Genomic DNA, 13,976 nt, shown 5'->3' with positions numbered 1-13,976 from the left:
CGCCGCTGCTCGGCATTGCCCTGACGCCGCACCGCCATAGATTCTGCAGCGGCAGCTTCGGCAGCTCGTTGCGCCGTCGCTATCCGAGCTCTCGCTTCAGGAGGAATACATGACTTCCCCCAGGACGGCAGGTGACGTTTCCGGCCATGATCCATTATCCGCCAATCCGCTCTCCGCAGATGAACTTCAGCGGATGGACGCCTACTGGCGGGCGTCGAACTATCTCTCCGTCGGCCAGATCTACCTGCTCGACAACCCGCTTCTCCGCGAGCCGCTGAAGCGGGAGCACATCAAACCGCGGCTTCTCGGCCATTGGGGTACGTCGCCGGGCCTGAACATGCTCTATGTCCACCTGAACCGGGTGATCAAGCGCGACGATCTCGAGATGATGTATGTCATCGGGCCCGGGCATGGCGGGCCCTCGCTCGTCGCCCACGCCTATCTGGAGGGCACCTATAGCGAGGTCTATCCGGACATCAGCCAGGACGCCGAGGGCCTGCGGAAGCTGTTCAAGCAGTTCAGCTTCCCCGGCGGCATCCCGAGCCATGTCGCGCCGGAAACGCCTGGCAGCATTCACGAGGGCGGCGAGCTCGGCTACGCGTTGAGCCATGCCTACGGTGCCGCCTTCGACAATCCGGAGCTGATCGTCGCCTGCGTCGTGGGCGACGGGGAAGCCGAAACGGGTCCGCTCGCGACCGGCTGGCACGGCAACAAGTTCCTGAACCCGGCGCGCGACGGGTGCGTCCTGCCCATCCTGCACCTCAACGGATACAAGATCGCCAATCCCTGCTTTCTCGCACGCATTCCCAGAGAGGAGCTGCAGAAGTTCTTCGAGGGCATGGGCTATGCGCCGCTTTTCGTCGAAGGTCATGACCCCGCAGACGTGCACCAGCAGTTGGCGGGCGCGCTCGATAGCGCGCTTGCCGATATCAGGCGCATTCAGACCGACGCCCGGGTCAACGGCAATCTGAAACGCCCTGCCTGGCCCATGATCGTCTTCCGCACACCCAAGGGCTGGACCTGCCCGGCCGAAATCGACGGCAAGAAATGCGAGGGTTACTGGCGATCGCATCAGGTGCCGATGGGGGACATGGACAAGCCGGAGCATGTCCGCATCCTCGAAGGCTGGATGAAGAGCTATCGGCCGGAGGAGCTTTTCGACGGTGAAGGGCGGCTGACGGCGGAACTGGCGGAGCTTGCCCCAACGGGCCGCCGCCGGATGAGCGACAATCCGCATGCCAATGGCGGGCTGTTGCTGCGCGACCTGAAGATGCCCGACTTCCGCGATTATGCGGTTTCGGTTCAGAGCCCCGGAACGGCCACGGCCGAGTCGGCCCGCGTGATGGGCAGCTATCTGCGCGACGTGATGAAGCTCAACCTGAAGTCCGGGAACTTCCGCCTGTTCAGTCCGGACGAAAACAATTCGAACCGCTGGCAGGACGTGCTCGAAGTCACGGATCGCTGTTTCATGGCGGACATCTATCCGGAAGACGACCATTTGTCGCCGCACGGGCGGCTGATGGAGGTCCTGAGCGAGCATCAATGCCAGGGCTGGCTCGAAGGCTATCTGCTTACCGGACGCCACGGCTTCTTTTCCTGCTACGAAGCCTTCATTCACATCATCGACTCGATGTTCAACCAGCACGCCAAATGGCTGAAGGTCTGCAACGAAATCCCGTGGCGGCGCCCGATCGCTTCCTTGAACTATTTCCTGAGCTCGCATGTCTGGCGCCAGGACCATAACGGCTTCAGCCATCAAGATCCCGGCTTCATCGACCACGTGGTCAACAAGAAGGCGGACATCATCCGCGTCTATCTGCCGCCGGACGCCAATACGCTGCTGTCGGTGACGGACCATTGCCTGAGGAGCCGCAACTACATCAACGTCGTCGTTGCCGGCAAACAGCCCTCTCCGCAATGGCTAACCATGGACCAGGCGGTGAAGCATTGCACCGAAGGCCTCGGCATCTGGGAATGGGCAAGCAACGACAAGGGCTGCGAGCCGGACGTGGTCATGGCATGCTGCGGCGATGTTCCGACGCTGGAGACGCTCGCCGCAGTGCAATTGCTGCGCGAGCACCTGCCGGAATTGAAGGTACGGGTGATCAACGTCGTCAATCTGATGAAGCTGCAGCCGTCGGGGGAGCACCCGCACGGCCTGCCGGACCGCGACTTCGACGCCCTGTTCACCAAGGACAAGCCGATCATCTTCGCCTTCCATGGCTATCCCTGGCTGATCCACCGCCTCACCTATCGCCGTACGAACCATGCCAATCTGCATGTCCGCGGCTACAAGGAAGAGGGGACGACGACGACGCCCTTCGACATGGTGGTGCTCAACCATCTGGATCGGTTCCATCTGGTCGAGGACGTCATCGACCGGCTGCCGCAATTCGGCGCCCGCGCCGCATATTTCAAGCAGGCGATCCACGAGCGGCTGATCGACCACAGGCACCATATCGAAAAATACGGCGAGGACATGCCGTCGATCAGTGGCTGGAAATGGGGCGCCGGCAGCGCCGGCACGGCACAGGGAACATCGACCGAAGGCGACAATGTCTGAAAGACCCACTTCCGCGGCCGGACATACGATCACGAAAGGCCCGCCGAAGCGGGCCTTTTTCCATGTTTCGATCACGGGTCCGATGCAGAGCGTGCCTCTGATGCGATGGGCGGTAATGGCGGGTTGGAGCAAGCCGGTCTCGGCCTCTATCGGCCTCAGCCCATCCGTTCCGACGCGTAGGAACCCGGGCTCGGCGGGAAGACGACGACGCGGTTGCCGTTGATGAAGCAGCGGTGGTGGATATGGGCGTGCACGGCGCGGGCCAGCACCTGGCTTTCGACGTCGCGGCCGATCGAGACGTAATCCTCGGCCGACTGCGCATGGGTGATGCGGGCGATATCCTGCTCGATGATCGGACCCTCGTCGAGATCGGCGGTGACGTAATGGGCCGTCGCGCCGATCAGCTTCACGCCGCGCTCATAGGCCTGTTTATAGGGGTTCGCCCCCTTGAACGAGGGCAGGAAGGAGTGGTGGATGTTGATGATCTTCCCCGACATCTTCTTGCAGAGCGCATCGGAAAGCACCTGCATGTAGCGGGCAAGAACGATCAGCTCGGCGCCGGTCTGCTCGACGACGTCCATCAGCTGGGCTTCGGCCTTGGGCTTGTTCTCCTTCGTCACCTTGATGCAGTGGAAGGGAATGTCGTGGTTGACGACCACCTTCTGGTAGTCGACGTGGTTGGAGACGACCCCGACGATGTCGATCGGCAAGGCGCCGATCTTCCAGCGGTAGAGAAGATCGTTCAGGCAATGGCCGAAGCGCGACACCATGAGCAACACCTTCATGCGCTCGGACTGTTCGTGGAGCGCCGTCTCCATCTCGAACTTCGAGGCAATCGGTTTCAGCCCTTCCTTGAGAGCCGCAAGGCCAACCCGCTCCTCCGAGATGAAGCTGGTGCGCATGAAGAACTTGCCGGTACCCAGATCGTCGAACTGCGAGCTGTCGGCGATATTGCAGCCCTGCTCGGCCAGATATCCCGATAGCGCCGCAACCACGCCGCGCGTCGACTTGCAGGATACGGTCAGAACGAAATTCTGCATCTTCATTTCTCTCCCCTCGCCGTTGGTAGCGCGCACGGGTGTCGATCCATCCCTGTTGCCGACGCCGCAAATTGCTACCAGAGCAGATCGATGGAATCAATCTTCAGGAATATATATTTCTCCTGAGGCAACTTTTGCTTTCGCAGCTTGGCGGGAAATCGCGCGTAGGCGAAAAGGATGAGCAGAAGCTTTCCTCAGTCCTCTCCGCGGCCGCGCGGATAGGAAATGATCGACAGATACCGGATCGGCAGCGTGGTCAGTTCTTCCGGCCCGTGCGGCGCGTCGGCGTCGAAGAACAGGCTATCCCCCGGAGTCATGCGGTAAAGATTGTTGCCATGCCGGTAAACCACCTCGCCTTCCAGCATGTAGAGGAACTCCAGACCATCGTGTTGAAACGTCGGAAAGACGTCCGAGTCTTCGGTCAGCGTGATGAGATAAGGCTCGACGACGACGCCGGAGGTGTTCGATCCGATATGGCCGAGGAGGTTGTACTGGTGGCCGGCGCGGGTGCCGCGCCGCTCGACGTCGACGCCCTCCCCCGCTTTGACGAACACGGCGCTATGCTCCTCCTCGAAACGGCGGAAGAAGGCGGTGATCGGCACGCCGAGTGCCCGGGACAGCGTCTGCAAAGTCGTGAGCGACGGCGATGTGTTGCCATTCTCGATCTTCGACAGCATGCCGACCGAAATATCGGTCGCGGAGGCGACGTCGGCTACTGTAATGCCGAGCTTCTTGCGGAAGGCACGCACCTCATGACCGATCGCGACTTCCAGCACCTTTTCACGAGTATCGCGGATGGCATGCGGATCCTGAGTAAGCGGCGTGACACGCGCCAACTCTGCCGCCGTCTTGCGCGCGCCGTCGGCGCCCACGGACGCCTTGCCGTTCTTCTTCGAGTTCCGATGCTTTTCCGCGTTTTCCCTGCCCATGCCGATCTCGCCTTGTTTTTACTGATAGTAAATATTTCTGGGTCTTCCACAACGCCATAAGCGCGCGGCCGAGGAAGTATTCTGCCCTGAGTAGAAGATCAACTCTCGCTGCAGCCTATGCCTGCTCCGGCGATGTGTTGCGCGTAACGGGGCGTGACCGCGAACACGCTGGAATGCGCCCGCGCGTCCATCGGCCCCCCGCCTCACTGTCGCTCGATCGCCCGGGCCCGGCTCGGTCGGGACGGCGTCACTTGACAGTGGTCTCGCTTTGCCTGACATTCCTGTTAGGCAAATATTTTTTCTAAGCAGAAAAAGGCCGGCTCCCGGCACCGAAATTATAAGGAACGAAAAACTACCCGGAGGAAGAACCATTGGAGGAGGAAAGCGAATGGAAGCGACACTAAGCAAGCTTGGCGAAGATGCGAGCTTCAGCCAGCGTATCGATGCAATGCACAGACGTGACCGTGTCTGCCTTACGGCCTTCGTCGTGGTCCTCTGGTGCACCCTGCTCTTCGCGCTGTTTACCGTTTGGCCCTACATCGCAACGCCGGCCATCGCCGTCATCCTGACGGTCGCCTGCGGCCTGGTGCTGCTCTTCAACACAGCCGCCATCATTGCCATGCTGCGCCATTACGAAGAAGACAAGCACTTCATCTACAGCCTCGATCTCAAGCATCTCGACGAGATGCGCCCGCAAAGCCGTTAGGAGGTATCATGGCATACGAACCTCCGAAACAGAGCTTTGCAGGCCAGATCTTCGACGTGATCACGTTGCTGGTGCTGACCATCGGAGCCCTCTACATACCGCTCTATCTTGGCCTTGCGGGCGCGGCCAAGGTGCCCGATCCGATCGCCGATCCGACCTGGGAAGCGCTCGGCCAGAACGCCACCGAGCAGCAGCAGTGGGCCGCGCTCGGCATCACCGATCCGGCGGCCGCCAACGACATCATCACCGCGCGCTTCGACTATAGCTTCAGTTGGGCCTCGCTCGTCGTCATGGCCGTGCTCGTCATCGGTTACTTCGTGATGGTGGTCCGGCTTTCCGACAGGGAGTACCGCGAAGTGATCGAAGAACGCTTCGGCACGAAACGACGCTAGGGAGGCGGCGGCCATGTGGGACATACTCGAATACGCGGCCTGGGCGCTTTCGGCGCTGTTCGGCGTGCTGATGCTCGCCGATCTCGTTCGCATCGACACCACGTACGACAACGAACTGCTGATCTCCTCTCGCGAAGGCGAGATCGAGGCGACGGCAGAGCGCCACGAGATCTGAGGGGAGGACGGCAAATGGACGATACTACATCCGCCGTAGCCGAGCCGGACCGGCTGCGCCTGCTGAGGGTGCTCGGGCCTGCGCACGTCTGGGCACTCGGCGTCGGCATCGTGCTCGTCGGCGAATATATGGGCTGGAATTTCTCAGTGGGCAAAGGCGGCATGATCGCCGGCCTGTTGGCCTGCTGGGTGGCCGGCCTGCTCTACACCTGCGTCGCCATGATCGACTCGGAAGTGACTTCGACGGTCGCCGCGGCCGGCGGCCAGTACGCTCAGGCCAAGCACATCGTCGGCCCTTTGATGGCCTTCAATGTCGGCCTCTTCCTTGTGATGGCCTATACCATGCTCGAAGCCGCCAACGCCATCACCGTCGGCTTCCTGCTCGACACCGTGGCCGGAATGCAGGGCCAGGCCGGGCTCAACCAGCAACCCTTCATCGTTCTCGCCATCATGTTCCTGGCGTGGCTCAACTATCGCGGCGTGCTCGCGACCCTGACCTTCAACCTGGTGATCACCGCCATCGCCTTCCTTGCAATCGTGGCGTTGTTCGTATCGGTGCAGTTCGGCGCCTCGGCGGTGCCGCTCGATTTTTCGGCCATCACCTCCGATCCGCTACCCTATGGCTGGGTGGGCATCGTGGCATCGCTGCATTTCGGGCTCTGGTACTATCTCGGTATCGAGGGTACCTGCCAGGCGGCCGAGGAGGTGCGCTCTCCTGCGCGCTCGCTTCCCTACGGCACGATGGCCGGCATCATGACGCTGCTGATCGCGGCCACCATGACCTGGTATATCTGCTCCGGCCTGATGCCGTGGGAATATCTCGGCCAGGCCGGCACGCCTTTGTTCGACGCCGCCCGCGTCACCGGCAGCACCGGACTGATGGTTCTGCTCTTCGTCGGCACGGCGTTCGCCACGCTCGCCTCCGCCAACGGCTGCATCAATGACGCTTCCCGCGCCTGGTTCTCCATGAGCCGTGACCGTTATCTGCCAAGCTGGTTCGGTGCCGTCCATCCGGTCTACCGCACGCCCTATCGAGCGATCGTATTCCTGGTCCCGATCGCGCTTATCTTCGCGCTCGGCGCCCCGCTCGACCAGGTCGTGACCTTCTCGATCCTGTCGGGCCTGCTCGGCTACACCTTCATGACCTTCAACATGGTGATGTTCCGAAACAAGTGGCCGCTCGGCAAGATCAAGCGCGGCTACGTGCACCCGTTTCATCCTTTACCCACGGTCGTGCTGCTCATTCTGTGCTCGACCGCCTATTTCGCCGTGTTCCTGGGCTACGGCACGCAGCTCAGCGCGATGATGTGCTTCTACATCGTGGCTTCGCTGTGGTTTCACTTCCGGCGCTACAAGTTCGTACGCCGCGGCGATCAGTTCACGATGCCGTGGCCAAAGCCACAAGGCTATTGATCGGGTCGGGCCGGCGGCGCCTGCGAGCCGCCGGCCTTCAAGGGGCGCGCACTGCCCGTTCGGCGCGCGCCGCCCACCCTCACGAAACTGTCCGGAGCGCTTCCCGCGCAGAAGCCGGCGACCAAGCCAGGGCGATCGTATGATCACCACAATTGCCTTCTCTGCCTTCGCAATAGCTTCCGGCGTATGGATGAGCGTTCGCGCGGTCCGCGACCATCGGGCGGCCATTACCGCGCGCCGCGGCCTCCTGGACGACGCGGCGCGGCGTTTTCCGGGAGCCCGCATAACCCACGGCGCAGATCACTTTCCGATCCTCGCCGGCAGGCTGGACGACGGGCGGCAGGTACGGGTCGAACTCGTCCCCGACACGCTGGTCTGCCGACGATTGCCGCAACTGTGGCTGAAGCTCACCCTGCTCGAAACCAGCCCCTGTGCCAGGCCGAAGATCGGTGCGCTGGCGCGGCCGACCGGCGCCGAATTCTACTCGCTCGTGCACGAGATGCCGCATCTGTTGATCCCGCCGCCCAGCGACGCCGCCCTCCTGATGCGCGGCGACGGCAATGCTTCGCGTCGGCAGGTCGAACGCGCCGCAGCCATGTTCGGCAAGCTGTTCGCCGATCTCACGCTCAAGGAGGCCGCGATTACTTCACGCGGCGTGCGGCTGGTCCGCCAGGCGGCTCAGGGGCAACGCGGCGCCCATCTGCTGCTGCGGCAGGCGCGGTTTTCAATCACGGCCATTGCGCCCGAGACGATACGCCGGACGATCGCCGAAGCAGAGGCCCTGAGCGGCTCGCTGGCGGACGATGAGCCTGCTTATTCGCTGCCGCCGTCGGCGGGAGCGATTCCAGAAGGTATTCAGCGGTTTTCGGACCGGGAGTGCGCAGTTTCAAAGTGCTGAGGAGGCCGCCGTGGCCAAGCCGATCAATCCCTATCTCGTGCTGATATTGGCCACGATGCTGCCCGGGGCCGGCCATGTCGCCCTGCGCGATGCGGCTCGGGGCCTGGCCTTCGCTTTTTTCGTCGTTTTCTTTTCGGTGATCACCTACATGACGACGCCACCGGACCGCTCCTTCATCGGGCGGCATGCAGGCGGCATTTTCGTCTGGGCCCTTTCGATCCCCGACGCTTACCGCCGTGCGCGCATCCGCACGGTGATGGCCCGGAAGAGCTGAAGCGACCTGCAGCTCACGGCCGGGACGTCGGTCGAGGCGTTTCCAAGATCGTTTGACTGTCTTTCAACAACGAAACGATCCGGTTCTTTCAAGCTGACGGAAAAGCCCTGGTGCTACACGTCGAGCGTGGTCTGGTGCTCCCATTCGGTGAATTGCGAGCAATAGGTGTTCCACTCGCCCTGTTTCAGCTTCAGATAGGCGGCGGAGAACTCGCGTCCCAGGGCCTCCTGCAGCTCCTCGTCCCGATTGTATTCCCGCAATGCGTCGAGCAGGTTCAGCGGAAGCTTCGGCGCGTCGGTTACCTTATGGCCGTCCTTGTACATGTCGATGTCGTAGTGACGGCCGGGATCGGCCTTGGAGCGAACGCCCGAAAGGCCGGCCGCAATGATGATCGCCTGCAGGAGGTAGGGATTGACGGCGCCGTCCGGAAGGCGCAGCTCGAAACGGCCGGGGCCGGGAACGCGCACCATGTGGGTGCGGTTGTTGCCGGTCCAGGTCACCGAATTTGGCGCCCAGGTTGCGCCGGAGATCGTGCGCGGCGCGTTGATCCGCTTGTAGGAGTTGACCGTCGGATTGGTAACCGCGGCGAGCGCGCTTGCATGTTTCATGATGCCGCCCAGGAAGTGGCGTCCCTCGGCTGAAAGGCCGAACTCCGCTTTGCTGTCGGCAAAGGCATTCACCTCGCCTTCCAGATCCCAGACCGAAATGTGGCAATGGCAACCGTTGCCCGTCAGACCCTTGAACGGCTTCGGCATGAAGGTCGCGCGCAGCCCGTGCTTCTCGGCGACCGACTTCACCATGAACTTGAAAAAGGAATGCTTGTCGGCGGTCCGGAGCGCGTCGTCATACTCCCAGTTCATCTCGAACTGGCCGTTCGCATCCTCATGGTCGTTCTGGTAGGGCTTCCATCCGAGTTCCAGCATGTAGTCGCAGATTTCGGCGATCACGTCGTAGCGGCGCATGATCGCCTGCTGGTCATAGCAAGGCTTTTCCGCCGTATCGAACGTGTCGGAAATCTTCGATCCGTCCGGAGAGATCAGGAAGAACTCCGGTTCGACGCCGGTCTTGACGCGAAGACCTTCCTGGGCGGCCTGAGCGACGAGCTTCTTCAGCACCACGCGCGGTGCCTGTTCCACGGGCGCGTCGTCCATGACGCAGTCTGCCGCCACCCAGGCGACATCCTTCTTCCAGGGGAGTTGGATGGCCGCGGACGCATCGGGGAGAGCGAAGAGATCGGGATGTGCAGGCGTGAGATCGAACCAGGTGGCAAAGCCTGCGAAGCCCGCGCCGCCCTTCTGCATGTCGGCGATCGCCTCTGCGGGAACCAGTTTGGCGCGCTGCCCGCCGAAGAGATCGGTGTAGCTGATCATGAAATATTTGACGCCCTTTTCCCGGGCGAATGTGGAGAGATCCAGTGTCACTTTGTTCCCCTTTTGGATTCCGACACTCAATTTCAAACGAAAGGGCCGCACCCTCTCAAGTGCGGCCCTTAACCCTTTCATTCAAAAGGTACCTTTGCCAGGATACCAGCTCGTTCCCGCAAGCGGCACCTGGGCCATGGCTGCGGCTTCCATCGTCAGCGCGCACAGATCCTCCGGCTCGAGATTGTGGAGGTGGTTCTTGCCGCAGGCACGGGCGATGGTCTGTGCTTCGAGCGTCATCACCTTCAGATAGTTGGCCAGCCGCCGGCCGGCGGCGACCGGGTCGAGGCGCTTCATCAGTTCGGGGTCCTGCGTCGTGATGCCGGCGGGGTCCTTGCCCTCGTGCCAGTCGTCATAGGCGCCGGCCGTCGTGCCGAGCTTCTGGTATTCTTCTTCCCAGTGCGGGTCGTTGTCGCCGATGGCGACCAACGCCGCGGTGCCGATGGCCACCGCGTCGGCTCCAAGTGCCAGCGCCTTGGCGACGTCCGCGCCGGAGCGGATACCCCCGGACACGACGAGCTGTACCTTGCGGTGCATGCCGAGATCCTGGAGCGCCTGGACGGCCGGCCGAATGCAGGCAAGCGTCGGCATGCCGACATTCTCGATGAAGACGTCCTGCGTCGCCGCGGTCCCGCCCTGCATGCCGTCGAGCACGACGACATCCGCACCGGCTTTGACCGCGAGCGCCGTGTCGTAATAGGGCCGCGCACCGCCGACCTTGACGTAGATCGGCTTCTCCCAGTCGGTGATCTCGCGCAGTTCGAGAATTTTGATCTCGAGATCGTCCGGCCCGGTCCAATCGGGATGACGGCAGGCCGAGCGCTGGTCGATGCCCTTCGGCAGGTTGCGCATGTTGGCGACCCTGTCGGAAATCTTCTGGCCGAGCAGCATGCCGCCGCCACCGGGCTTGGCCCCTTGCCCGACCACCACCTCGATCGCATCCGCGCGGCGCAGATCCCTCGGGTTCATGCCGTAACGCGACGGCAGATACTGATAGACGAGCGTCTGAGAATGACCGCGCTCCTCATCCGTCATACCTCCGTCGCCGGTGGTGGTCGACGTTCCCGAAGCCGTCGCACCGCGTCCGAGTGCTTCCTTGGCGGGGCCGGAAAGCGCTCCGAAGCTCATGCCGGCGATGGTGATCGGAATCTTCAGATGGATCGGCTTCTTCGCGAAGCGCGTTCCCAGGACGACCGAGGTGTCGCACTTCTCGCGATAGCCTTCGAGCGGATAGCGCGAGATCGACGCGCCGAGAAAGAGAAGATCGTCGAAATGCGGAACCTTGCGCTTGGTGCCGGCGCCTCTGATGTCATAAATGCCCGTCGCAGCCGCACGGCGGATTTCCGCAAGCGTATAGTCGTCGAAAGTCGCGGACTTGCGCGGCGGGGTATAGGGGTTGTGATAGCTCATACTGGTCCCTGCCTTTAATACGCGTCTGCGTTGTCGATGTTGAAATTGTAGAGCTTGCGGGCCGAGCCGTAGCGCTTGAACTCTTCCGGACGGACATCCTTGACATCGGCCTTTTCCAGGAGCTCGGCCAGCTTTTGCAGATGTTCCGGACGCATCTCCTTCTCGATGCAATCGGCGCCGAGACTCTTGACCGTGCCGCGTACGAAGAGCTTGGCCTCGTAGAGGCTGTCACCCAAGGCATCGCCCGCGTCGCCGAGCACGACGAGGTGGCCCGACTGGCCCATGAAAGCCGACATATGGCCGATATTTCCATGGACGACGATATCGATGCCTTTCATCGAGATGCCGCAGCGCGACGCCGCGTTGCCCTTTATCACGAGCAGGCCGCCGCGGCCGGTCGCGCCCGCATACTGGCTGGCATCGCCCTCGATGACGACTGTGCCGGACATCATGTTTTCCGCGACACCCGGGCCTGCCGAGCCATGGACCGTGACCGTTCCGCCGTCGTTCATGCCGGCGCAATAGTAGCCGACGGAGCCGTTCACATCGACCACGACGGGACCGTCGATCCCGACAGCGACCGCATGGCTTCCGCGCGGATTGGCGACTTCGAAGGACAGATCGTTCGAGCCCTGCTGAATATTATGGAGGGACCTATTGAGTTCACGCAGCGGCGTGGTGGCGAGATCAATAACAGGCATACTTGAAAAATCCTTGGAAAGGGGCCGAAATACCCGTCAGGCGGCCTTCTGATGGTCCCAGAAGTAAACGGTCGCGGGCTCCGGCTCCCAGATGCGCGCGCTCTCGATATCCGGCAAATTGACCAGCGCCCGGTATTCGGAACCGAATGCGACATAGCGATCCGTTTCAGCCATGACCGCCGGCTTGCACGCGATCGGGTCACGCACGACGCCGAAGCCCGACTTGGTACCGACGACGAAGGTAAAGAAACCGTCGAGGTCCTCGAGCGCGCCGGTCAGGGCCTGTCCGAGATCCTTGCCCTTGGCCATTTCCGCCGTCAGGTACGCGGCAGCGACCTCCGTGTCGTTCTGCGTCTCGAAGGCTATTCCTTCACGGATCAGTTCCCGGCGCAGATTGTTATGGTTCGACAACGATCCGTTATGCACGAGGCACTGATCCGACCCGGTGGAAAACGGGTGTGCGCCAAGTGTGGTCACGGCCGATTCCGTAGCCATTCGGGTGTGGCCGATGCCATGCGAACCGCCCATCGAGCGCACATCGAACCGTGCGACGACATCCTTCGGCAGGCCGACTTCCTTGTAGATCTCGACACTGTCGCCGGCGCCCATGATGCGTACATCCGGACGGATCGCGGCGAGAACGGCACGGACATCCGCGAGCCTGGCGGCTGCGATCCCAACGACCGCATGGGTGCTCTTGACGGCAACGCGTGCCGGCACGCCTGCTTCGGCGAGGTCCCGTTCAAGGTCTGCGAAGTCAATCTCGGGCTTCGCAGACTGGATCGTCACCTTCGCCTTCCCCTCGGTAGCCGAGCCGTAAATGGCCAGCCCGGCCGAGTCCGGACCACGGTCCGTCATGGTGATCAACATGTCCGAAAGAAGCTCGCCAAGCTGCGGCTCGAGCCTGCTGTCTTTCAGAAACAAACCAACAATGCCGCACATTCGCGTAGTCCCTCCATTCGTGCATGGAACGATGCTAGCACGCAGCCGCGGGACCATCAACTGTGGAGAATATTTTTTTCTTACTAGGCAATATCAGAAGCGTCAGCTCATGAACCGTTGCGGCGGCGCAGGCTTCCCGGAGTCTCCGAAAACAGGCGTTTGAACGCATTCGAAAAATGTGCGGGGCTCGAAAAGCCCGTGGCGTAGGCGATCTCCGGGATGGAGAGCGGGCTCTGCTGCAGGAGCCGGCGGGCGTGCCGCAGCCGGATCTCCCGGTAGGTGTCGAGAAAGCCGGCACCGCGATGCTCCCTGAAAAGCCGGTCGAGATGCCGCGGGCTCACCCCGGCGAGACGCGCCATGGCGGTCCGGTCGAGCGGCCGTTCGATCGCCGTTTCCATCTTCTCGAGAACCGCAAGCAGGGCGGGATGATTGGTACCGAACCGCTCTGCGGCCGAACCGCGCTGCGGCGCCGCCGGCTCGGCGACGGCCGCGTGCAGATACCAGTCGCTGACCCGGCGGGCAAAGTCGGTTCCCAGGCGTTCGGCGATCATCGCATGCATCATGTCGAGCGGCGCCACCCCGCCGCCGCAGGTGGCAATTCCACCGTCCAGCACGAAGCGCGCATGTCTCGGGTTGAGATGGGGAAATGCTTCCTTCAGCGCAGGCGCGTGCTCCCAGTGAATGGTGAAGTCGCGGTTGTCGAGCAGTCCCGCAGCGGCGAGCACGAAGGCTCCGCTCGATATGCCGCCGACGCGAATACCGAGGCGCGAGAGCCGCCGGAGCGTCGTGTGGGATGCAGACGTATCCGCCCAGTCGGTTGGCTCTCCGCCCGCGCAAACGAAGACGGTATGGCAGGCTTCCGCTTCACTCTCCAGATCCGCACAGCCGACCGACAGCCCGGAGGATGAAGAGACGGTCCCTCCTCCCTGCGCAAGCGGGACGATCTGGTAGAGCGGCCGGCCGGCAAGAAGATTGGCCGCACGCAGGGGCTCCGTCGCCGACGCGTAGCTCATCAGGGCAAAATTGCGCACCAGCAAAAATCCGATCCTCTGCACGTTCTTGCTGTCGGAAGATGCTGTCATGACCGATTCCTACATCGGAAAGTCCCAAAAT

The 13,976-nt window shown here is 62.4% G+C and carries 13 protein-coding genes and 1 pseudogene; 7 read left to right on the top strand and 7 right to left on the bottom strand.

The annotated features are described in order from the left end of the window. Positions 1-109: 109 nt before the first annotated feature. Complete coding sequence (locus BHD07_RS02430; RefSeq protein ID WP_338277467.1) at positions 110-2,563, top strand: phosphoketolase family protein; 2,454 nt, start codon at positions 110-112, stop codon at positions 2,561-2,563. A 155-nt stretch (positions 2,564-2,718) separates the two neighbouring features. On the opposite strand, the gene purU is transcribed toward BHD07_RS02430, so the two are convergent. Next, positions 2,719-3,603 (bottom strand): formyltetrahydrofolate deformylase, encoded by an 885-nt coding sequence (gene purU, locus BHD07_RS02425; RefSeq protein WP_338279298.1) that lies wholly within the window; start codon positions 3,601-3,603, stop codon positions 2,719-2,721. Between the two features lie 194 nt (positions 3,604-3,797). Next, positions 3,798-4,532 (bottom strand): helix-turn-helix domain-containing protein, encoded by a 735-nt coding sequence (locus BHD07_RS02420; protein ID WP_100669948.1) that lies wholly within the window; start codon positions 4,530-4,532, stop codon positions 3,798-3,800. Positions 4,533-4,920: 388 nt separating this feature from the next. Between BHD07_RS02420 and BHD07_RS02415 the strand changes: the two genes are divergently transcribed. The 6 genes and pseudogenes from BHD07_RS02415 (at position 4,921) to BHD07_RS02390 (ending at position 8,389) form a co-directional block, all read left to right on the top strand. After that, positions 4,921-5,238 carry a hypothetical protein gene (locus BHD07_RS02415; protein WP_100669949.1) on the top strand — a complete coding sequence of 106 codons (318 nt, stop codon included), beginning with the start codon at positions 4,921-4,923 and terminating at the stop codon, positions 5,236-5,238. A gap of 8 nt (positions 5,239-5,246) precedes the next feature. After that, on the top strand, positions 5,247-5,630 hold the full coding sequence (locus BHD07_RS02410; RefSeq protein ID WP_100669950.1) for a hypothetical protein: 384 nt from the start codon (positions 5,247-5,249) through the stop codon (positions 5,628-5,630). 13 nt (positions 5,631-5,643) lie between these two features. After that, positions 5,644-5,805: a hypothetical protein gene (locus tag BHD07_RS02405; protein ID WP_003532521.1), complete on the top strand. Its 162-nt coding sequence runs from the start codon at positions 5,644-5,646 to the stop codon at positions 5,803-5,805. A gap of 14 nt (positions 5,806-5,819) precedes the next feature. Next, positions 5,820-7,217 (top strand): APC family permease, encoded by a 1,398-nt coding sequence (locus tag BHD07_RS02400; protein WP_018099594.1) that lies wholly within the window; start codon positions 5,820-5,822, stop codon positions 7,215-7,217. Between the two features lie 139 nt (positions 7,218-7,356). Next, positions 7,357-8,098: pseudogene (locus BHD07_RS02395) on the top strand (hypothetical protein); the annotation flags it as partial. A 27-nt stretch (positions 8,099-8,125) separates the two neighbouring features. Continuing rightward, positions 8,126-8,389 (top strand): hypothetical protein, encoded by a 264-nt coding sequence (locus tag BHD07_RS02390; protein ID WP_100669952.1) that lies wholly within the window; start codon positions 8,126-8,128, stop codon positions 8,387-8,389. Between the two features lie 113 nt (positions 8,390-8,502). On the opposite strand, the gene glnT is transcribed toward BHD07_RS02390, so the two are convergent. The 5 genes from glnT to BHD07_RS02365 all read right to left on the bottom strand — a co-directional run bounded on the left by glnT (position 8,503) and on the right by BHD07_RS02365 (position 13,945). Further along, a complete protein-coding gene (gene glnT, locus BHD07_RS02385; RefSeq protein ID WP_018099595.1) occupies positions 8,503-9,810 on the bottom strand; it encodes a type III glutamate--ammonia ligase in 1,308 nt (435 codons plus the stop codon). A gap of 81 nt (positions 9,811-9,891) precedes the next feature. Then, positions 9,892-11,220 (bottom strand): FMN-binding glutamate synthase family protein, encoded by a 1,329-nt coding sequence (locus BHD07_RS02380; RefSeq protein WP_018099596.1) that lies wholly within the window; start codon positions 11,218-11,220, stop codon positions 9,892-9,894. A 14-nt stretch (positions 11,221-11,234) separates the two neighbouring features. Beyond that, entirely contained in the window at positions 11,235-11,921 is a 687-nt protein-coding gene (locus BHD07_RS02375) for a GXGXG domain-containing protein (protein WP_018099597.1), read from the bottom strand. Positions 11,922-11,957: 36 nt separating this feature from the next. Beyond that, positions 11,958-12,863 (bottom strand): class II glutamine amidotransferase, encoded by a 906-nt coding sequence (locus tag BHD07_RS02370; protein WP_100669953.1) that lies wholly within the window; start codon positions 12,861-12,863, stop codon positions 11,958-11,960. A gap of 107 nt (positions 12,864-12,970) precedes the next feature. Continuing rightward, the gene (locus BHD07_RS02365) at positions 12,971-13,945 is read right to left on the bottom strand and encodes a GlxA family transcriptional regulator (protein ID WP_338277453.1); all 975 of its coding nucleotides are present in this window, start codon (positions 13,943-13,945) and stop codon (positions 12,971-12,973) included. Positions 13,946-13,976: the final 31 nt, after the last annotated feature.

It is taken from the genome of Sinorhizobium sp. KGO-5, assembly GCF_036245905.1.
Classification (GTDB): Bacteria; Pseudomonadota; Alphaproteobacteria; order Rhizobiales; family Rhizobiaceae; genus Sinorhizobium; species Sinorhizobium meliloti_A.
The sequence above is the reverse complement of the archived record's forward strand: the minus strand, read 5'-3'. Positions and strand labels throughout refer to the sequence as shown.